Annotated in this window: 19 protein-coding genes and 1 pseudogene; 7 read left to right on the forward strand and 13 right to left on the reverse strand. The window is 60.5% G+C overall.

Annotation, left to right across the window (positions count from 1 at the left end; translation table 11 throughout):
- Positions 1 to 52: 52 nt before the first annotated feature.
- A complete protein-coding gene (locus tag LOY36_RS01100) occupies positions 53 to 793 on the reverse strand; it encodes an SDR family oxidoreductase (protein ID WP_258671945.1) in 741 nt (246 codons plus the stop codon).
- A 125-nt stretch (positions 794 to 918) separates the two neighbouring features.
- On the opposite strand from LOY36_RS01100, the gene LOY36_RS01105 reads away from it, so the two are divergent.
- Together LOY36_RS01105 and mgrA are read left to right on the forward strand one after the other, a co-directional pair.
- Positions 919 to 1809: a LysR family transcriptional regulator gene (locus LOY36_RS01105; RefSeq protein ID WP_258671947.1), complete on the forward strand. Its 891-nt coding sequence runs from the start codon at positions 919 to 921 to the stop codon at positions 1807 to 1809.
- Positions 1810 to 1989: 180 nt separating this feature from the next.
- Positions 1990 to 3027 carry an L-glyceraldehyde 3-phosphate reductase gene (gene mgrA, locus LOY36_RS01110; protein WP_258671949.1) on the forward strand — a complete coding sequence of 346 codons (1038 nt, stop codon included), beginning with the start codon at positions 1990 to 1992 and terminating at the stop codon, positions 3025 to 3027.
- A 117-nt stretch (positions 3028 to 3144) separates the two neighbouring features.
- On the opposite strand, the gene tauD is transcribed toward mgrA, so the two are convergent.
- The 7 genes from tauD to LOY36_RS01145 all read right to left on the reverse strand — a co-directional run bounded on the left by tauD (position 3145) and on the right by LOY36_RS01145 (position 11705).
- Positions 3145 to 3981 (reverse strand): taurine dioxygenase, encoded by an 837-nt coding sequence (tauD, locus tag LOY36_RS01115; RefSeq protein ID WP_258671952.1) that lies wholly within the window; start codon positions 3979 to 3981, stop codon positions 3145 to 3147.
- A gap of 176 nt (positions 3982 to 4157) precedes the next feature.
- Positions 4158 to 5006 (reverse strand): taurine ABC transporter permease TauC, encoded by an 849-nt coding sequence (gene tauC, locus LOY36_RS01120; RefSeq protein ID WP_258671954.1) that lies wholly within the window; start codon positions 5004 to 5006, stop codon positions 4158 to 4160.
- Complete coding sequence (gene tauB, locus LOY36_RS01125) at positions 5003 to 5797, reverse strand: taurine ABC transporter ATP-binding subunit (RefSeq protein ID WP_258671955.1); 795 nt, start codon at positions 5795 to 5797, stop codon at positions 5003 to 5005. The genes tauC and tauB overlap by 4 nt, the downstream gene beginning before the upstream one ends.
- A gap of 16 nt (positions 5798 to 5813) precedes the next feature.
- Positions 5814 to 6791 (reverse strand): taurine ABC transporter substrate-binding protein, encoded by a 978-nt coding sequence (gene tauA, locus LOY36_RS01130; protein WP_258671957.1) that lies wholly within the window; start codon positions 6789 to 6791, stop codon positions 5814 to 5816.
- Between the two features lie 295 nt (positions 6792 to 7086).
- Positions 7087 to 8670 (reverse strand): glutamate--cysteine ligase, encoded by a 1584-nt coding sequence (gshA, locus tag LOY36_RS01135; RefSeq protein ID WP_258671958.1) that lies wholly within the window; start codon positions 8668 to 8670, stop codon positions 7087 to 7089.
- A 327-nt stretch (positions 8671 to 8997) separates the two neighbouring features.
- On the reverse strand, positions 8998 to 9381 hold the full coding sequence (locus tag LOY36_RS01140; RefSeq protein ID WP_258671961.1) for a PaaI family thioesterase: 384 nt from the start codon (positions 9379 to 9381) through the stop codon (positions 8998 to 9000).
- Positions 9381 to 11705, reverse strand: a complete 2325-nt coding sequence (locus LOY36_RS01145; protein ID WP_258671962.1) for a Tex family protein — start codon at positions 11703 to 11705, stop codon at positions 9381 to 9383. Before LOY36_RS01145 ends, LOY36_RS01140 begins: the two co-directional genes overlap by 1 nt.
- A gap of 361 nt (positions 11706 to 12066) precedes the next feature.
- Here LOY36_RS01145 and ompR point away from each other — a divergent pair, with 361 nt between their 5' ends.
- Positions 12067 to 12807 (forward strand): two-component system response regulator OmpR, encoded by a 741-nt coding sequence (gene ompR, locus LOY36_RS01150; RefSeq protein WP_007939544.1) that lies wholly within the window; start codon positions 12067 to 12069, stop codon positions 12805 to 12807.
- Between the two features lie 115 nt (positions 12808 to 12922).
- On the forward strand, positions 12923 to 14236 hold the full coding sequence (locus LOY36_RS01155) for an ATP-binding protein (RefSeq protein WP_007939543.1): 1314 nt from the start codon (positions 12923 to 12925) through the stop codon (positions 14234 to 14236).
- Positions 14237 to 14339: 103 nt separating this feature from the next.
- Here LOY36_RS01155 and rimK read toward each other — a convergent pair whose 3' ends face one another.
- Together rimK and LOY36_RS01165 are read right to left on the reverse strand one after the other, a co-directional pair.
- Complete coding sequence (gene rimK, locus LOY36_RS01160) at positions 14340 to 15245, reverse strand: 30S ribosomal protein S6--L-glutamate ligase (protein ID WP_007903081.1); 906 nt, start codon at positions 15243 to 15245, stop codon at positions 14340 to 14342.
- On the reverse strand, positions 15242 to 15703 hold the full coding sequence (locus LOY36_RS01165) for an ATP-dependent zinc protease (RefSeq protein ID WP_172901254.1): 462 nt from the start codon (positions 15701 to 15703) through the stop codon (positions 15242 to 15244). Before LOY36_RS01165 ends, rimK begins: the two co-directional genes overlap by 4 nt.
- Before the next feature lie 231 nt (positions 15704 to 15934).
- On the opposite strand from LOY36_RS01165, the gene LOY36_RS01170 reads away from it, so the two are divergent.
- The 3 genes from LOY36_RS01170 to LOY36_RS01180 all read left to right on the forward strand — a co-directional run bounded on the left by LOY36_RS01170 (position 15935) and on the right by LOY36_RS01180 (position 19207).
- Positions 15935 to 16342: an RNA-binding S4 domain-containing protein gene (locus LOY36_RS01170; protein ID WP_018929316.1), complete on the forward strand. Its 408-nt coding sequence runs from the start codon at positions 15935 to 15937 to the stop codon at positions 16340 to 16342.
- 241 nt (positions 16343 to 16583) lie between these two features.
- Positions 16584 to 17486, forward strand: a complete 903-nt coding sequence (gene hslO / locus LOY36_RS01175; RefSeq protein WP_019651505.1) for an Hsp33 family molecular chaperone HslO — start codon at positions 16584 to 16586, stop codon at positions 17484 to 17486.
- 179 nt (positions 17487 to 17665) lie between these two features.
- Positions 17666 to 19207, forward strand: a complete 1542-nt coding sequence (locus tag LOY36_RS01180) for a phosphoenolpyruvate carboxykinase (protein WP_019581745.1) — start codon at positions 17666 to 17668, stop codon at positions 19205 to 19207.
- Positions 19208 to 19360: 153 nt separating this feature from the next.
- Here LOY36_RS01180 and LOY36_RS01185 read toward each other — a convergent pair whose 3' ends face one another.
- The 3 genes and pseudogenes from LOY36_RS01185 to LOY36_RS01195 form a co-directional block, all read right to left on the reverse strand.
- Positions 19361 to 19714: a DUF1493 family protein gene (locus LOY36_RS01185; protein ID WP_019651504.1), complete on the reverse strand. Its 354-nt coding sequence runs from the start codon at positions 19712 to 19714 to the stop codon at positions 19361 to 19363.
- Between the two features lie 88 nt (positions 19715 to 19802).
- Positions 19803 to 19937, reverse strand: a pseudogene (locus LOY36_RS01190) (YhfG family protein); the annotation flags it as partial.
- Between the two features lie 120 nt (positions 19938 to 20057).
- Positions 20058 to 20351: a hypothetical protein gene (locus LOY36_RS01195; protein ID WP_019651503.1), complete on the reverse strand. Its 294-nt coding sequence runs from the start codon at positions 20349 to 20351 to the stop codon at positions 20058 to 20060.
- Between the last annotated feature and the right edge of the window lie 209 nt (positions 20352 to 20560).

The raw sequence follows: 20560 nt of genomic DNA on the forward strand, positions 1-20560 counted from the left end.
CGTTCCGTCCTTCAGATGTGTGCTGCCTTACGGCCCAATACATCGAGCATAGTTAAACCAACCCGCCGTTAACGCGCAGGATTTGCCCGTTGACCCAGGCCGAATCCGGGCCGACCAGGAAGGACACGACGCGGGAGATGTCTTCTGGCTGAGCCAGGCGTTCCAGCGGTGGCATCTTGGCGAAGGTCTGGATCTGTTCTTCGCTCTTGCCGTGCAGGAACAGGTCGGTGGCGACCGGGCCCGGGGCCACGGCGTTGACAGTGATGTTGCGACCGCGCATTTCCTTGGCGAACACTTGGGTCAGGGATTCCACTGCCGCCTTGCTGGCGATGTACACCGCATAGCCCGGCAGGTTCATGCCGACGGTGCTGCTGGAGAAGTTGATGATTCGGCCACCACTGTTCAGGCGCGTTGCCGCTTCACGCAGAGTGTTGAAAGTGCCGCGAGCGTGGATGTTGAAGTTCTGGTCGAACAGTTCGTCGCTGTGTTGCGCCAGCGGCAGCACTTTGAGGATGCCGGCGTTATTGACCAGCACGTCGACCTTGCCCAGTTGGGTTTCGGCTTCGTCGAATAGCCGGCGTACATCGTCGGCGTTGGCCACATCAGCCTTGATCGCTATGGCCCGGTGACCGGCCTGACGCAGTTTTACCACCAGTGCCGACGCCACGGTGGCGCTGTTAGCGTAGTTGATGGCGACGGCGAAACCCTGGCTGGCCAGTTGCTGGGCGATCACGGCACCGATGCCGCGGGAGGCGCCGGTCACGATGGCAACTTTCGAAGTTTGAGTAGTCATGGCGTTGATTCCTTGGAGTGGCTGGGGTGTGGAGCCAGATTCACATGTTTACTCAGGGTGATAGATGCACGAGAGTTGCCTTTACTGTTCAATAATCGCCAACAATCGATCGTCAGGAGCGCCGTATGGATCAAGTCAAGGCGATGAAGGTTTTCGTGCGGATCTACGAGCGCAGCAGCTTCACGCTCGCGGCCGATGACCTGAACCTGCCGCGTGCCACCCTGACCCATACGCTGAATCAGTTCGAAGCCTGGCTCGGTACCCGTTTACTGGAGCGCAGCACGCGCAAGGTCCGTCCTACGCTGGATGGCGAGGCGTACTACTTGCGTTGCGTGCAGTTGTTGGCAGAACTGGAAGAAGCCGAACTGGCATTTCGCGGCGTTGCGCCGAAAGGCCGATTACGGGTGGATCTGCATGGCACGTTGGCCAAGCATTTTGTAATCCCGGCGTTGCCGCAATTCATGGCGCGCTACCCGGACATCGAGTTGTCCATCAGCGAAGCCGACCGCTTCGTCGACCTGATCGCCGAAGGCGTTGATTGCGTGTTGCGCGCCGGCACCTTGGGCGATTCGGCGCTAATCGGTAAACGTGTCGCCAACCTGCGCCAGATCACCTGCGCCAGCCCGGCTTACCTGCGTAAATACGGCGAACCGAAAAACCTCGAAGACCTGAAAAACCACCGCGCGGTGAACTACGTTTCGCGCACCACGGCCAAGCTGTTTCCATTCGAGTTCATGGTGGATGGCGAGCTGAAAGAAGTGGCCATCGAGGGAGCGTTGTCGGTGTTCGGTGCGGAGATTTATGCGGCCTCGGCAATTGCCGGATTGGGGCTGATTCAGTGCCCGCATTACCGAATGGAAACGCAGATTGGCCAAGGGTTGGTGCAGGAAATCCTCACCGACACACCGCCGCCATCGATGCCGGTTTCGGTGTTGTATCCGCATAACCGACACATGTCGCCACGGGTTCGGGTGTTTGTGGATTGGTTGGGGGAGGTGTTTGCAGGGGCTCAATAACTGCCGGCCTACCGATCGTTCCCACGCTCCTGCGTGGGAACGATCACTCTCAAGACCGAAAATCTATGAAACGTTTCAGCAATTAGTCGAATCCGGGGTTTCCTGGCGTTTGTCTGGGCGTATGCTGGGCAGCTTGGAAAGCAGTCGATACCCCATTCAAGACCCACAAGAGAGGATTCGATGACCTACACCGCTGCCGAAAACCGCTACGACTCCATCCCATACCGCCGCGTGGGCCGCAGCGGGCTGGTGCTGCCGGCACTGTCCCTGGGGCTGTGGCACAACTTCGGCGACAGCACGCCGATCGACATACAGCGCTCGTTGCTGCGCACGGCGTTCGATCTGGGCATCAACCACTTCGACCTGGCCAACAACTATGGCCCGCCGTACGGCAGCGCCGAGATCAACTTCGGCCGGTTGCTGCGTGAAGACTTCAAGCAGTACCGCGACGAGCTGATCATCTCCAGCAAGGCCGGTTGGGACATGTGGCCCGGCCCTTACGGCCAGGGCGGCGGGTCGCGAAAATATGTGCTGGCCAGCCTCGACCAGAGCCTGCAACGCCTGGGCCTCGATTACGTGGACATCTTCTATTCCCACCGTTTTGACCCGGACACCCCGCTGGAAGAAACTGCCAGCGCACTGGCCACCGCCGTGCAACAGGGCAAGGCGTTGTACATTGGCATCTCGTCTTACTCCGGGGTGAAAACCCGGGAAATGGCCACGTTGCTCAAGGAGTGGAAAGTCCCGCTGCTGATCCACCAGCCGGCCTACAACCTGCTCAATCGCTGGGTGGAAAAGGACCTGCTGGATGTCACCGACGAACTCGGTACCGGCGTGATCGCCTTCACACCGTTGGCGCAGGGCCTGTTGACCGACAAATACCTCAATGGCATTCCGAAGGATGCGCGGGTCAATCGCCCGGGCGGTGATTCATTGCAGTCCTCTCACCTGTCCGAAGCCAACATCGCCCAAGTGCGGGCGCTCAATGAAATCGCCAAACGCCGCGGTCAGAGCCTCGCGCAGTTGGCGCTGGCCTGGACCTTGCGCGACCCACGGGTGACCTCGGCGCTGATCGGCGCGAGCCGGCCGGAGCAGATCATCGAGAACGTCGGGGCGTTGAAGAACCTGAGTTTTAGCGTGGAAGAACTGGCGGAGATTGATCGATTTGCCCAGGAGGGCGGGATCAACCTTTGGGAGAAGCCTTCGATGGCTGAGTAACCTGAAAAAGCAAAAGATCGCAGCCTTCGGCAGCTCCTACAGAATCGATGGTTGACCGCAATATTTGCGGCGAACGCGGTCAATGTAGGAGCTGCCGAAGGCTGCGATCTTTTGATCTTAAAACGGCACATCCCCCAACACCGTCGCCCGCTGCATCACCCGCCGTGCCGGGCGGTAATCATCCACCGCGTAATGCTGGGTCACGCGGTTGTCCCAGAACGCGATGTCGTCTTTCTGCCAGCGCCAGCGAATGGTGAAGTCCGGCCGTGTGGTGTGGGCGAACAAGAACTTCAGAACTACTTCGCTCTCGGTTTCCGACAACTCGTTGATCTTCGACGTGAACCCTTCATTGACGAATAACGAACGACGCCCGCTCACCGGGTGCGTGCGAATCACCGGGTGTGACAGCGGTGGATTCTTGCGCCGGGCTTCTTCCCATTGGGCCAGGGCTTCCGGCGTGTTGCCATAGCGCTCCAGTGGAAACGAACGGGTGAAATCGTGAGTGGCGGTCAGCCCTTCGAGCAAGGTTTTCATCGGCGCGGACAACGCTTCATACGCCGCAATGCCGCTGGCCCACAGGGTGTCGCCGCCAAACTCCGGCAGCAACTTGGCGCTGAGCACCGCGCCCATCGCCGGGGTCGGCAGGAACGTCACATCGGTGTGCCAGATCGCGTTGTCCCGCACGTCGGTGACGGCGGTGTCGAGGATCAGCACTTCCGGTTGTTCCGGCACGTTCGGGTAGATCGGATGAATATGCAGGTCGCCGAAATAGGCGGCGAATCGCGCCTGTTGCTGTGGCTCGATCGGCTGGTTACGGAAGAACAGCACCTGATACTTGAGCAGCGCCTGCTCGATGGCGTCGCGTTGTTCCACGTTCAGCGGCTGGCTGATGTCGACGCCGCTGATTTGCGCGCCGAGGGCGCAGCTGAGGGGGACGATGGTCAAGTTACTCATGGCGGTTCTCTTCAATCCAGGGCGCCGACTGTGGGAGCGACCTGTGGCGAGGGGGCTTGCCCCCGTTGGGTTGCGAAGCAGCCCTTAAAATTCTGATGTACCAAAGATCTTGTGAGTGCTACGCACTCAAACGGGGGCAAGCCCCCTCGCCACACAGGCTCCCACTGGTTGAATATTCAGTGAGCCTGGCCATGCCACGGCACCAGTTTGCGCTGCAGGGCGCGCAGGCCCATTTCCATGGCGAAGGCGATCAGCGCGATCACCAGAATCCCCAGCACCACCACATCGGTGACCAGGAACTGCGCGGCCGACTGCACCATGAAGCCCAAACCGCTGGTGGCGGCGATCAACTCGGCGGCGACCAGTGTCGACCAACCCACACCCAAGCCAATGCGCACACCGGTCAAAATGTCCGGCAAGGCACTGGGCAGAATCACATGGCGAATCAACTGCGCCCGAGTCGCACCCAACGACTGTGCAGCGCGCAATTTCGCCGGGTCGACGGTGCGCACGCCGGTGGCGGTGGCGATGGCTATCGGGGCGAAGATCGCCAGGTAGATCAGCAACACTTTCGACAGCTCACCGATGCCGCACCAGATCACGATCAGCGGCAAATAGGCCAGGGGCGGAATCGGGCGGTAAAACTCGATCAGCGGATCGAGAATGCCGCGAGCAATTCGGTTGTGGCCGATGGCAATGCCGACCGGCACGGCGGTCAGCACCGCGAAGCCCAGGCCCAAACCGATGCGGCTGAGGCTCGCGCCCAAGTGCTGCCACAAGGTCGAATCCATGTAGCCGCTGGTCACCAGCAACCAGCCTTTTTGCAGCACGGCGGAGGGGGGCGGCAGGAACAGCGGTTCGATCAATCCGGTGGCGGTGACGGCCCACCAGATCGTCAACAGTGCGATCAGGGTCAACACACTGATCCAGCGCGTGCTGATACGGCGGCGCAGCGCAATCACCGCCGAGCCCTTCACCTTTGAACCGGGTTTCACCGTTGCGGCGGGAATTCCATAACTGCTCATGCGCGCTCCTGCCGCTGGACGGCACTGCGTTGGGAGAACACTTTGGCGAGCACGTGTTCGCGGGTTTCGATAAAGCGCGGGTCGGATTTAATCGAGCGCGCCGACTCGCCGGCGGCGTAACGCTGACCGAAATCCAGGCTCAGACGCTCGACGATTTGCCCGGGATTCGGCGCCAGCAGAATCAGGTCGGTGGCGAGGAACACCGCTTCTTCAATATCGTGGGTAATCAGGAACACCGGTTTGGCGGTACGTTGCCAGACTTGCAACAGCAGCTCCTGCATCTGTTCGCGGGTGAAGGCATCCAGGGCGCCGAAGGGTTCGTCCATCAGCAACACCCGAGGGTCGGCGGCGAGGGCGCGGGCCAGGCCGACACGTTGTTTCTGCCCGCCCGAGAGTTGCCAGATGCGGCGGTTTTCGAAGCCGGAAAGGTCCACCAGCGCGAGCATTTCCCGGGCGCGGATTTCACGTTTGTCCCGGGGAATGCCGGCCAGTTCCAGACCGAAACCGACGTTGGCCAGCACGTCCTGCCAAGGCAGCAGGGCGTCGTCCTGAAACACCACGCCGCGCTCGGCGCTCGGGCCTTTGACCGGCACGCCGTCAAGGGTGATGCGCCCGGCGCTGGGCTCGACGAAACCGGCAATCAGGTTCAACAGCGAAGTCTTGCCACTGCCGGAAGGGCCGAGGGCGACCAGCAACTGCTGGGGCCCAAGGCTCAGGGAAATATCCGCCAGCACAGGTTCCGTGCTGCCTGGGTACTGTGCGCTGATGCGCTCCAGCTGTAGCAAAGCCATCGCGGTTAACTCCCGATCAGTTGGTGATGTACTTGGCGCTGACGTACGGCGCGTAGTCCGGCAGCACGGCCTCGACCTTGCCCTGCTCCTTGAGGAACGCCGCAGTGTCGGTAATGGCTTTGGTGGTCGGCGCACCGAGGGTGATCACCTGATCAGCCGCCAGCGGATACACGTTGCCTTGCAGCAGCAGCGGAATATCGCTGGCCTTGGCGCCGGAGAGTTTCACCAGTTTGTCGACGTTGCTTTGATTGGCCAGCCAGGCTTGCGGGTCTTTGCGGTAGTCGGCGTAGGCATCGAGGGTCACTTTGGCGAATGCGGTGACGATCTCCGGATGCTTCTCGGCGAAGTCCTTGCGCACGATCCAGGCATCGAAGGTCGGCGCGCCGAACTTGGCCAGCTCGCCGGAAGTGATCAGCACTTTACCGTTTTCCTTGGCCACACCGAGGGCCGGATCCCACACGTAGGTGGCGTCGATGTCACCGCGTTTCCATGCCGCGATGATGGCTGGCGGCGCGAGGTTGAGCACGGTGACTTTCGACGGGTCGATGTTCCAGTGTTTCAGCGCGGCCAGCAGGCTGTAGTGGCCGGTGGAGACGAACGGTACGGCGACTTTCTTGCCGATCAGGTCTTGCGGGGTCTTGATCCCGGAACCGTCGCGCGCGACCAATGCTTCGGCAGCGCCGATCTGGGTGGCAATGAGGAAGGTTTCCACCGGGACTTTGCGGGTGATTGCCGCTGTCAGGGGGCTGGAACCGAGGTAGCCGATCTGCACATCGCCGGAAGCGATGGCGGCGATGATGTCGGCACCGCTATCGAATTTGCGCCAGTTGATATCGGCTTTGGTGGCTTTTTCGTAGGCGCCGTCGGCTTGGGCGACTTTGGCCGGGTCAACGGTGGTCTGGTAGGCGACGGTCACATCTGCCGCCTGAGCCAGGAAACTCGCCGCAGCCAACGACGCGGCCGCCAGGAGGCGAAGGGGGAAAGTCAGTTTCATCGGGAAGCTCCTTTTCAGACGACCGAAAGCCGGCGAGAAAGGAGACTAAATGATATAAGAAACTTAAAATAAATAACTTTTTAGAATGAGCTTATGAGCGGAAAATTCTAAGGGAGAATAGTCGTGTATTGCTCTTGTGGCGAGGGAGCTTGCTCCCGCTGGACCGGGCTGGCGCTCCAGGCCGAAGGACTCCCAAAAACAGCGAAGGTGTTGTGTCAGATTAAACACCGTCGCAGATTTTACGGCTGCTGCGCAGCCGAGCGGGAGCAAGCTCCCTCGCCACAGAGGTTTACGTCTAATTGCTGATCGCCAGAATGCTCGCCTGATACGACCCGACAAACACATCGAAATCGCCGACTTCGTTCTGTTCAAGCTCAGCCTGTTGAGCCAACGACGAACGCGCCAACTCTTCAAACCTGGCCTGTTCTTCACCTGAAAGCGGCTCGCTGCAGAAAAACTCTGCATGCACCTGGCTTTGGCGCAAGGAGAACTGGGCGAAGCTTTCCTTGTGTTCGGCCATCGCCGCCAGCACCTGGGCCGATGGCGTCAGGGACGAGTCCTGGACCTTGGCCATTTGGGCGTCCAGCGCCTTGCTGTGGGCATCGCCGCCATGGCTCTGATCCAGCAGCGCCGCCAGTGGCGCAATCTTTTCCAGCAATTCGCCGGCCCATTCCTTCATGTCCACCGCTTGCCCGTCGCGTTGCAATTGCAGGCCCGGACGGCGACCTTCCTTGACCACGCTGAGGAAGTTCGACGTTGCGTTACCGCAGCTGGTACTGGTCAGCAGCGGGCTGTCGTTCAGTGCGCAGTACAGCAGGAAAGCGTCGAGGAACCGTGACTCGGTGAGGTCAATGCCCATCGGCAGGAACGGGTTGATGTCCAGGCAGCGCACTTCGACGTACTGGATGCCACGGGCCACCAGCGCCTGAATCGGCCGTTCGCCGGTGTAGGTCACGCGCTTCGGACGGATGTTGGAGTAGTACTCGTTTTCGATCTGCAGGATGTTGGTGTTGAGCTGAACCCACTCACCGTCCTTGTGCGTACCCACCTCGACGTACGGTGGATACGGCGTAGCCACCGCTTTGCGCAGGCTGTCGGTGTAGCTGGTCAGGTCGTTGTAGCACGGCGTCAGACCGGCCTGGGCGTTGCTCTGGTAACCCAGATCACTCATGCGCAGGCTGGTGGCGTACGGCAGGTACAAAGTGTCCGGATCCAGTTGTTCCAGCTGATGCGAGCGACCGCGCAGGAAACCGGCGTCCAGCGCAGGGGATGCGCCGAACAGGTACATCAGCAGCCAGCTGTAGCGACGGAAGTTGCGAATCAGCGCAATGTAGGCCGACGATTGGAAGTCGCGGTCTGTGCCGTCAAAGCCTTCGGCCTCTTTGAGCAGCGGCCAGAGCTTTTCCGGCAGGGAAAAGTTGTAGTGGATCCCGGCAATGCACTGCATGGTCTTGCCGTACCGCAGGGCCAGGCCCTTGCGATAGACGTACTTGAGCTGACCGATGTTGGAGGTGCCGTAATAGGCGATCGGGATGTCTTCCTCGGCCGGCAACGGGCACGGCATCGATGGACTCCACAGGTACTCGTTGCCGAGCTTGCTGTAGGCAAAACGGTGAATACTGTCCAGGCTCGCCAGCATCTGCGCCGGGTCTGGCAGGGCTGGCGTGATGAACTCCAGCAGCGACTCGGAATAGTCGGTGGTGATTTGTTCGTTGGTCAGCGCGGAACCCAGTGCTTCGGGGTGCGGTGTTTGCGCCAGGCGACCTTCGCCGGTCACGCGCAGGCATTCACGTTCGATGCCGTGAAGGCACTGTTCGAGCAGAGAGAGGTTAGCGCGCTCGCCGAGCAGAGCCAGGCGGCGGTTGAGAAGTTCGCTCAAGTTGGATTCCTTCACGCGTCAGTCGCCCCAATATGGGGGTGGGCAAGACGGTCTACAAGGGTGAAGTTGAAACTGGCGTTTTCGCCTGGTTTTCGGGCCGCACTGGCCTGCTATCAGCCAGCGCCGCAATCCCCGCTGGGAACGGGCCCGTGGCGAGGGGGCTTGCCCCCGTTGGGCTGCGAAGCAGCCCCAAAACCTCTGATGTTTCAAGATCTTGTGAGTGCTACGCACTCAAACGGGGGCAAGCCCCCTCGCCACAGGCGCTCCCAGAGAAACTCCGACGCTGTAGTCACAGCGCCGAAATTAACTCAAATTGATGATTGGGGGCTACAGGACAGCGAACGTGCCTTGTGCTTTTGCGACCAGTTTGTCGCCTTGCATCACATCGGCCTCGACGACAAGCGTGCGGCGGCCCGGGTGGATCACCCTGGCCGTGCACATCACTTCACCGTCGGCGACTGCGCGGATGTAGTTGATCTTGCACTCGATAGTCGCGCTTTGCTGGTCAAAGCCGTGGGTGCTGGAGCAGGCCAGCCCCATGGCAATGTCCACCAGACTGAACAAGGCCCCGCCGTGCAGCTTGCCGCCGCGATTGCGCAACTGTGGCTCCAGCGCCAGGGCGACTTGCGCCACCCCGGTTTCCAGGCTGTGCAAGCGACACCCCAGCAGCTTGAAAAACGCGCTTTCGGTCAAGCCGGCCGGGATCTCCATCAGCGTTTCTTCAACTGCTTGGCGTTGGCGAAAAGCGACGCCATGGCGTTGTTGGTCGGGGCCGCTACCGGGGTTTCCTTGCGCGGCGCGGTGTTCTGGGATTGGCGCGGAGCCGACCCCGGACGTGCACCACGGGCACCGTCGATTTTCTCTCCCGGGGTGTCGCTCATGCGCATCGATAGGCCAACGCGTTTGCGCGGGATATCGACTTCCATGACCTTCACCTTGACCACATCACCGGCCTTCACCGCTTCGCGTGGATCCTTGATGAACTTCTCCGACAGCGCGGAAATGTGCACCAGACCGTCCTGATGCACGCCGATGTCGACGAAGGCACCGAAGTTGGTCACGTTGGTGACCACGCCTTCGAGGATCATGCCCAGTTGCAGGTCCTTGAGGTCTTCGACGCCGTCCTGGAACTCGGCGGTCTTGAACTCGGGACGCGGGTCGCGGCCAGGTTTTTCCAGCTCTTGCAGAATGTCGGTGACCGTCGGCAGGCCGAACGTTTCGTCGGTGTACTTCTTCGGATCCAGACGCTTGAGGAACGCGGCGTCGCCGATCAGCGAGCGAATGTCGCGATCGGTTTCAGCGGCAATGCGCTGCACCAGCGGATAGGCTTCCGGGTGAACCGCCGACGAATCCAGCGGGTTGTCGCCATTCATTACGCGCAGGAAGCCGGCGGCCTGTTCGAAGGTTTTTTCACCCAGGCGGGCGACTTTCTTCAATGCCGCACGGGTTTTGAACGCACCGTGCTCGTCGCGGTGGGCAACGATGTTCTGCGCCAGGGTCGCGTTGAGGCCGGAGATGCGCGCCAGCAGCGCCACGGATGCAGTATTCACGTCCACGCCCACGGCGTTCACGCAGTCTTCGACCACTGCGTCCAGGCCGCGCGCCAGTTTCAGCTGCGACACGTCGTGCTGGTATTGGCCAACGCCGATGGATTTCGGATCGATCTTCACCAGCTCCGCCAGCGGGTCTTGCAAGCGACGAGCGATGGACACCGCGCCACGGATCGACACGTCCAGGTCCGGGAATTCCTTGGAAGCCAGTTCCGAGGCCGAGTAAACCGATGCACCAGCCTCGGAGACCATGACTTTGGTCATCTTCATGGCTGGGTATTTTTTGATCAGTTCAGCGGCCAGTTTGTCGGTTTCGCGGCTGGCGGTGCCGTTGCCGATAGCGATCAGGTCCACCGAATGCTTGGCGCACAGGGCAGCGAGCACGGCGAGGGTCTGGTCCCACTTGTTGTGCGGCACGTGCGGGTAAACCGTGGCGTGGTCCAGCAGCTTGCCGGTGGCGTCGACCACGGCCACCTTGCAGCCGGTGCGCAGGCCCGGGTCGAGGCCCAGGGTGGCACGCGGGCCGGCCGGCGCGGCCAGCAGCAGGTCGTGCAGGTTGTGGGCGAACACGTTGATCGCTTCGGTTTCCGCACCGTCGCGCAGCTCGCCCAGCAGGTCGGTTTCCAGGTGGGTGTAGAGCTTGACCTTCCAGGTCCAGCGCACCACTTCGCCCAGCCATTTGTCGGCGGCGCGGTTCTGGTTCTGGATGCCGAATTGCTGGCCGATCATGCCTTCGCACGGGTGCATGGTGCCCGGCAGCTCGTCACCGACTTTCAGCGCGGAGCTGAGAATGCCTTCGTTGCGGCCACGGAAAATCGCCAGTGCGCGGTGGGACGGCATGCTTTTCAGTGGTTCGTCGTGTTCGAAGTAGTCGCGGAACTTGGCACCTTCCTCTTCCTTGCCGGCGATCACGCGGGCACTGAGGGTGGCTTCCTGCTTGAGGTAATTGCGCAGCTTGTCCAGCAGACCGGCGTCTTCGGCGAAGCGCTCCATGAGGATGTACTTGGCGCCTTCGAGGGCGGCCTTCGCATCGGCCACGCCTTTTTCGGCGTCGATGAAGCGCGCCGCTTCGGTTTCCGGGTTCAGGGTTGGATCGTTGAACAGGCCGTCGGCCAGTTCGCCGAGGCCGGCTTCCAGGGCGATCTGGCCCTTGGTGCGGCGCTTCTGCTTGTACGGCAGGTACAAGTCTTCGAGGCGGGTCTTGGTGTCGGCGAGCTTGATGTCGCGCTCAAGTGCAGGGGTCAGCTTGCCTTGCTCCTCGATGCTGGCGAGGATGCTGATGCGCCGTTCGTCGAGTTCTCGCAGGTAGCGCAGACGCTCTTCCAGATGACGCAATTGCGTGTCATCGAGGCTGCCGGTCACTTCTTTCCGGTAGCGGGCGATGAAGGGCACCGTGGAGCCTTCATCGAGTAGCGCGACGGCCGCTTCGACCTGTTGTGGGCGGACGCCGAGTTCCTCGGCGATGCGGCTGTTGATGCTGTCCATAAAACCACCTGACAAATTGTGAAAGCAGGCTCGCAGGCGCGGAAATAGGGCCTTCGCGAGTCTGGTTGAGCGGCCTGGCGAGCGCCGCTACCTGGATCAACAGGCTTGCCGTTGACCCGTGAAATCGAACAATTACTGCCAGCGCCATGAAAATAAAAAGCGGTTACCGGCAATAACGATCAGACGTTGCCTGACACAAAAGGCCGCGCATTATAACCAGCGTTCTGTCATTCGGGGGCATTGCAGGCTGTAGGCGAAAAGACTGGTTTCCTGGCGGTGAAGGAAAAATCTGCTAACAATGCACACGGTGCGTATAACGGCAGCTACGCCATAATGCGCGCCGAGATCAAAGGAGCATCCAATGAGCAGCACTGCACAAACTGCTGAAGGCGAAAAAATTCTTATCGTTGACGACGATCCAGGGCTAAGCAGCCTGCTGGAACGCTTTTTCGTCAGCAAGGGCTACCGTGCCCGCGCCGTCCCGAACACCGAACAAATGGACCGCCTGCTGGCGCGTGAAGTGTTCAACCTGGTTGTCCTCGACTTGATGCTGCCCGGCGAAGACGGCCTGACCGCCTGCCGCCGCCTGCGCACGGCGAACAATCAGATTCCAATCATCATGCTCACCGCCAAGGGCGACGAGCTGAGCCGTATCAAGGGCCTGGAACTGGGCGCCGACGATTACCTGGCCAAGCCGTTCAACCCGGACGAGCTGATGGCCCGGGTCAAAGCGGTGCTGCGGCGCCAGGCAGCACCGGTGCCGGGTGCGCCGGGCAGCGAAGACGAAAGCGTGACCTTCGGTGACTACGAGCTGTCCCTGGCCACCCGCGAACTCAAGCGTGGCGATAAAGTGCACATGCTCACCACCGGTGAGTTCGCGGTGCTCAAGGCCCTGGTCATGAACGCCCGTCAACCGCTGACCCGCGACAAGCTGATGAACCTGGCCCGTGGCCGCGAGTGGGATGCCCTGGAGCGTTCCATCGACGTGCAGATCTCCCGTCTGCGCCGGATGATCGAGCCCGATCCGTCCAAACCGCGCTACATCCAGACCGTCTGGGGCGTGGGCTACGTGTTCGTTCCGGATGGCGCCGCCACGAAGTGATCGGTGATTTGTAGGAGCGGGTCCTGCGGGTAACGGGTCGGATGACCTTTCCCGCAGACTCGCGATCCGCAATATGCGAGCATCGCTCGCTCCTGCAAGTGTGTAGCGGTTACCCATGAAAACCCCTGTTTGGTTCCCCCAGAGCTTCTTCTCTCGCACCCTGTGGCTGGTGCTGATCGTCGTCCTGTTCTCCAAGGCGCTGACCCTGGTTTATCTGCTGATGAACGAAGACGTGCTGGTGGATCGCCAATACAGCCACGGCGTCGCCCTGACGCTGCGCGCCTATTGGGCCGCCGATGAAGAGAACCGCGCGAAGATTGCCGATGCCGCGACCCTGATCCGGGTGGTGGGCGCCGGTGTGCCGGAAGGCGAGCAGCACTGGCCGTACAGCGAGATCTACCAGCGACAGATGCAGGCCGAACTGGGTGCCGACACCGAAGTACGATTACGCATGCACTCGCCACCGGCGCTGTGGGTTCGGGCACCCAGCCTGGGCGATGGCTGGCTGAAAGTGCCGCTGTACCCGCATCCGTTGCGCGGCCAGAAAATCTGGAACGTGCTCGGCTGGTTCCTCGCCATCGGCCTGCTATCCACCGCCTCGGCGTGGATTTTCGTCAGCCAGCTCAATCAACCGTTGAAACGTCTGGTCTATGCCGCGCGGCAACTCGGTCAGGGCCGCAGCGTACGTCTGCCGATCAGCGACACGCCAAGTGAAATGACCGAGGTCTATCGCGCCTTCAATCAGATGGCCGAAGACGTCGAACAGGCGGGGCGCGAGCGCGAACTGATGCTGGCCGGGGTGTCCCACGACCTGCGCACGCCGCTGACCCGATTGCGGCTGTCCCTGGAACTGATGGGCGATCACAGCGACCTGACGGACGACATGATCCGCGACATCGAAGACATGGACGCGATTCTTGACCAGTTCCTGGCCTTCATTCGCGATGGTCGTGACGAGTTGGTGGAAGAAGTGGACCTGAGCGATCTGGTTCGTGAAGTCGCCGCACCGTACAACCAGAACGAAGAAAAAGTGCACTTGCGCCTGGAACCGATCCAGCCGTTCCCGTTGCGTCGGGTGTCGATGAAGCGGCTGCTGAACAACCTGATCGGCAATGCGCTGCATCACGCTGGCAGTGGAGTGGAAGTGGCGGCTTATGTGTCCGGGGATACCAGCGCGCCGTATGTGGTGCTGAGTGTCATGGACCGTGGTGCGGGGATTGATCCGTCGGAGCTGGAAGCGATTTTCAACCCGTTCACCCGTGGCGATCGGGCCCGGGGCGGAAAGGGGACGGGGTTGGGGCTGGCGATCGTGAAACGGATCGCCTCGATGCATGGCGGCAATGTCGAGCTGCGCAACCGCTCCGGTGGCGGGCTGGAAGCGCGGGTGCGGTTGCCGCTTGGGTTGATGTTGCCGCGGGATGCGGTTTAGCGGCTGAAAAGATCGCAGCCTCGCTTCGCTCGACAGCTCCTACGGGGGATCGCACCTTCCTGTAGGAGCTGTCGAGCGAAGCGAGGCTGCGATCTTTTCAGGCTCAACCCTTACCTTTGGTCCGCGTCATATTTGGCCCGCCATTCTTCTCCAGATGCTCAATGATGATCCCCGCCACGTTCTTCCCGGTGGTGGTTTCAATCCCTTCCAGTCCCGGCGACGAGTTCACTTCCATCACCAGCGGCCCATGATTGGAACGCAGGATATCCACACCCGCCACCGCCAAACCCATGACCTTCGCTGCACGCAATGCGGTCATGCGTTCTTCCGGGGTGATCTTGATCAGGCTCGCACTGCCACCGCGATGCAGGTTGGAGCGAAACTCCCCCGGCTTGGCCTGGCGCTTCATCGCCGCGATCACCTTGTCACCGACCACGAAACAGCGAATGTCCGCGCCGCCAGCTTCCTTGATGTACTCCTGAACCATGATGTTCTGTTTCAGGCCCATGAAGGCCTCGATCACCGACTCCGCCGCCGTGGCCGTTTCACACAGCACCACGCCGATGCCCTGGGTGCCTTCCAGCACCTTGATCACCAGCGGCGCGCCGTTGACCATCTCGATCAAGTCGGGAATGTCATCCGGGGAGTGCGCAAAACCGGTGACCGGCAAACCGATCCCTCGGCGCGACAGCAATTGCAGGGAACGCAGTTTGTCTCGGGAACGGGCGATGGCCACCGATTCGTTGAGCGGAAACACCCCCATCATTTCGAACTGGCGCAGCACCGCGCAGCCATAAAACGTGACCGATGCGCCGATCCGCGGGATCACTGCATCGAAACCCTCCAGCGGTTTGCCACGGTAGTGGATTTGCGGCTTGTGGCTGGCAATGTTCATGTAGGCGCGCAGGGTATCGATCACCACCATTTCATGGCCACGCTCTATACCGGCTTCGACCAGACGACGGGTGGAATACAGACGCGGGTTCCGCGACAGCACAGCGATCTTCATGCAACACCTGTGGAGAGGGTAGATACCGGGAACACCGGCTTGTCTTGTACATATTTGATGCCCGGATTGACCACCAACTGGCCGTCGATCAGGGCTTTGGAACCGAGTAACAGGCGATAACGCATGGACTTGCGGCAGGCGAGGGTGAACTCGACCCGCCAGACCCGATCACCGAGGGCCAGGGTGGTACTGACCACATAGCGCATCTGCGCGTGGCCGTTGGAGCTTTTAATGGTTTTCATCGTCACCAGCGGTGCTTCGCAGCGCCGGTGACGCAATTGCACCACCGTGCCCAGGTGCGCGGTGAAACGCACCCACTGTTCGCCATCGCGCTCGAACGGCTCGATGTCGGTGGCATGCAGGCTGGAGGTACTGGCGCCGGTGTCGATTTTTGCCCGAAGGCCCGCGACTCCCAAATCCGGGAGCGCCACCCACTCGCGCAGACCGACAACGGTCAAATGGTCAAATGTCTTCAAAAGTGCTCAACCGGTAAAAACCGCTCAGGCCGTGTGCGGCCGAATTCGCGGTATTCACGCAGAATAATGGGTAAAAGGCGACAGATATCTACGGCCCGGATTTTCATCCCTCAAACAGGGGGGAATGCCTGCATTCTAATCCACGGCGTTGTGATTCATGGCACGACAGAAACGGTAGTACAGTTCATCGATATTTCAGAATGAGGTCATCCAATGGCACAAAAAAGCGAAGAGGACGACAAGGTCCGTCTCGATAAATGGTTGTGGGCTGCGCGTTTTTATAAAACACGTGCCTTGGCCAAGGCCGCGATTGAAAGCGGCAAGGTGCATTGCCGGGGTGAGCGCTGCAAGCCAGGCAAGGAGCCGAGGATCGGCGACGAGTTTCAGATTCGCACCGGCTTCGAGGAGCGCACGGTGGTGGTCCAGGCGTTGTCGATCGTGCGTCGTGGCGCGCCGGAAGCCCAGGCCCTGTATGCCGAAACCGAAGCCAGCATTGCCAAGCGTGAAGCGGCGGCGGCCATGCGCAAGGCCGGGGCGTTGGGCGTGAGCACCGACGGCAAACCGAGCAAGAAACAGCGCCGGGATTTGTTCAAGTTTCGCGGCAGCAGCAACGACGAGTAGTGACGGCCGTCGGGCGCAGACTTGTAATCGCCTGCCTGTGCAGCCATATGGGGGATATTCGCCAACGGCGCATTTCGCAGGTGAAAGCACCGCTCGTCGAAAACCGAGGTTTGACCTTGCTTGGAACAACCCCGAATTGTTCATAAAATGCCGCTATGGCTAAGCTCACCCCCAAAAGTGCTGCTACGGCGTGTTTCATTTTTTGTAACCTTTTTTGTCACCAATTCAGATACCCAGACCTATGACCGATCTACCGGATACCGACTACACCCAACGCTTCATCTTCGATGACAGCGACACCCGCGGCGAACTGGTGGCATTGGAGCGTAGCTATGCCGAAGTCCTCGCCAAACACACCTATCCGGAGCCGGTCGCGCAACTGCTGGGCGAGCTGATGGCGGCTGCAGCGTTGCTGGTAGGCACCTTGAAGTTCGATGGCTTGCTGATTCTTCAGGCCCGTTCCGAAGGCCCGGTGCCGATGCTGATGATCGAGTGCTCCAGCGAGCGCGAAATTCGCGGCCTGGCCCGCTATCACGCCGAGCAGATCGCGCCCGATGCGACGCTCGCCGACCTGATGCCCAATGGCGTGTTGGCGCTGACTGTCGACCCGACTCAAGGCCAGCGTTATCAGGGCATTGTCGATCTCGACGGTGAAACCCTGTCCGATTGCTTCACCAACTATTTCGTCATGTCGCAGCAGGTTGGCACCCGCTTCAAGCTGTACGCCGACGGCCGTCGTGCCCGTGGCCTGCTGTTGCAGCAATTGCCTGCCGACCGTCTGAAAGATGAAGAAGATCGCGCCGCCAGTTGGCAGCACATCACCGCCCTGGCCAGCACCCTGACCGCCGACGAATTGCTGAGCCTGGACAACGAAACCGTGCTCCATCGCCTGTACCACGAAGAACAAGTTCGTTTGTTCGATGTGCAGAAACTGCGCTTCCATTGCAGTTGCTCCCGGGAACGCTCGGGCAATGCGCTGGTCAGTCTGGGTCTGGAAGATGCGCAGCAGCTGGTTGTCGAACATGGCGGCAGCATCGAGGTCGATTGTCAGTTTTGCAACGAGCGCTACCTGTTCGACGCGGCCGATATCACTCAGTTATTCGCCGGAGCAGGGGTTGATACGCCGTCAGATACCCGTCACTAAAACGCTTCAGCGCAGGTAAATTCACTGCTTAACGCCGGAATAACGCCGTTCTGACGGGAGGGCCCTACACTTTTTGGGCTTTTCTGGCATAATCCGGCCCACTTTTTTCGCGGTAGTAGTGCACGACTTTCTACTACAAAACGTTTGGAGCACTCGGCCACTGGCCGACGGGGAACCTCATGACGCAAGCCAATAACGCCGTGTACACCGATCTGAGTGTTGATGATCTGGTTAAACAAGCCCTGAGTCGCGGTGAAGGCGAGCTTGCCGATACCGGCGCGCTGGTTGTTCGCACCGGTCACCGTACCGGCCGTTCGCCAGTCGATCGTTTCATCGTTGAAGAGCCGACCACCCAGGACGCTATTGCCTGGGGCCCGATCAACCGCAAGTTCCCGGCCGACAAGTTCGATGCCCTGTGGGCTCGCGTCGAGGCGTTCAACAACGCGCAAGAGCATTTCGTTTCCCACGTACACGTAGGTTCGGCTGAAGAGCACTACCTGGCCGTGAAAATGACTACCCAGACTGCCTGGCAGAACCTGTTCGGTCGTTGTCTGTTCATCAACCCGGCCCAGTACAACCCGGCCGGTCGTGAAGAGTGGCAAGTTCTGAACGTCGCCAACTTCGAGTGCGTGCCAGAGCGTGACGGCACCAACTCCGACGGTTGCGTGATCATCAACTTCGCGCAGAAAAAAGTGCTGCTCGCCGGCATGCGCTACGCCGGTGAAATGAAGAAAGCCATGTTCTCGGTGCAGAACTTCCTGCTGCCGGCCGCCGACGTGCTGCCAATGCACTGCGCCGCCAACATCGGCGAAGCGGGCGACGTGACCCTGTTCTTCGGTCTGTCCGGCACCGGCAAAACCACCCTGTCCGCCGACGAAAGCCGTTACCTGATCGGTGACGACGAACACGGCTGGGGCGAGGGCGTGGTGTTCAACATCGAAGGCGGTTGCTATGCCAAGTGCATCGACCTGTCCGAGAAGAACGAGCCGGTCATCTGGAAAGCCATCAAACACGGCGCAGTCCTGGAAAACGTTGTTATCGACGACGCCAAGCACGCCGACTACACCGATGTCAGCCTGACCCAGAACAGCCGCGCCGCCTACCCGCTGGAGCACGTAGCCAAGCGTTCCGAGAAGAACCTGGGCGGCGAGCCAAACGCAGTGATCTTCCTGACCTGCGACCTGACCGGCGTGCTGCCGCCAGTGTCGATCCTCAATGAAGAACAAGCGGCCTACCACTTCCTGTCCGGCTACACCGCACTGGTGGGCTCGACCGAAATGGGTTCCGGCAGCGGCATCAAGTCGACCTTCTCCACCTGCTTCGGCGCACCGTTCTTCCCGCGTCCGGCTGGCGAATACGCAGAACTGCTGATCAAGCGCATCCGCGGCTTCGGCTCCAAGGTCTACCTGGTCAACACCGGCTGGACCGGCGGCGGCTACGGCGTCGGCAAACGCTTCAACATCCCGACCACTCGCGGCGTGATCGCAGCGATCCAGAGCGGCGCGTTGATCGGTGCCGAGACTGAGCACCTGGACACTATCAACCTTGACGTGCCATTGGCTGTACCGGGCGTTGAGACTGGCCTGTTGAACCCACGTAACACCTGGGCTGACAAGGCTGCTTACGATGAAGCCGCTAAGGCGCTGGCTGGGTTGTTCGTTGAGAACTTCAAGAAGTTCGACGTGAGCGACGCGATCAAGGCTGCTGGGCCGAAGTTGTAAGTATCGGTAGTGGTTTGAGGTAAGAGAAAGCCGCCCTTTGAGGGCGGCTTTTTTGTGAGCGCGATTTAGCTCCCTTGAGGCGGAACTGGCAATACTCCCGCAGTAAACACGCTAAACAGCCAGAATAATGCCACTTACTATCGTCCTGATCCGCTATACAGCTTCCACTTCCTGCGTGTTCCAGCGTTGCTTCTTGATTGCTTTGTAGAGCATGCCAATGGTCAGCGGGATTTTGTCGCCACGACCCTTGGCCCGGCGCTTGAGGAACGGGTCAAAGCCTTCGGGCTGAAAATACCGATACGCGTCGTAGTCGATGAAGTCGATGGCGAACTGTTCCTCCAGCGCTTCCATCAGCTGCCGCGCATCCGCGCCGTCGCAGCCCAGGTCAAAGTTGATCGCGGTGGTGAGGCTGATGGTTTTGCGTTCGGGTAGGCCGAGTTCTTCGTGCAGCAGCTGCATGAGCAGGTGCATGGCGTGATCGTCGGGGAAGTTGGGGGCGAGGTTCATTGTGGGGCGTCCGGTTGGGCTCAGGAGGATCTTATTGGGCGTCGGGTTCGTGGGGAAGAGCGGAAGCAGATGGCAGCGGTTTGTCTTGTCGGTACTTGGCCAGCACTTCTTTTCGTGTAGGGAGTGATTTGTCGAGGTCTGCCGGTGATGTGTCGAATCCTGCCAGACGCAGGCTAGCCAGGTAGTTTGAGCGGCGCACTTTTTCGTAGTACGCAAGTTTTTTTGATCGTTCCTGCGCTCCGCGTGGGAATGCAGCCCGGGACGCTCTGCGTCCCAAGGGCCGAACGCGGAGCGTCCGTAGAGGCATTCCTTTGCTGCGCGTGGGAACGATCTTCACTCGGCGTCAGGCCGGCGCTTTCCAGCCCATCATGCGTTGCTGGGCGACTTTCAGCAGGTCGCAGCCGTCCTGGGTCAGCAAGTAGAGCGCGTGGGTGATGTGGGGGATGTCTTCGACGTCGCCGTGTTTGAAGCAAATGCAGTGCAAGGTTTTGAGGAGGTCGCTGGAGGCTCGGATGCGCTGGAGGGCGGCTTCGAGGATGTCTTGCGGGTTGGCCTCTGTGTCGATGATCAGGGGTGGGGTGTCGGTAAGGTTGGATTGGAGTGGGCGGTAGCGATCAGGTGTGAACGGATTATTCATAATGTGTAATCTCGAATGCATCAGAAAGAACCGCTGCCATCGTGACCAAGCGATGGGAGGCGGACTGTATTCGGGTTGGTCAACCGGTGAGATCGCACGCTTACCCGGCACGCCCGAAGACGTCCCAAACACAGCCGCCATAAACTGTACTGACACAAAAAAGCGCCGGCAGCATACAACGGGTGCGTGCGTAGATCTAATTCGGGTGA

The sequence above is a fragment of the Pseudomonas sp. B21-019 genome (assembly GCF_024749225.1).
In the GTDB taxonomy this organism is placed as follows: domain Bacteria; phylum Pseudomonadota; class Gammaproteobacteria; order Pseudomonadales; family Pseudomonadaceae; genus Aquipseudomonas.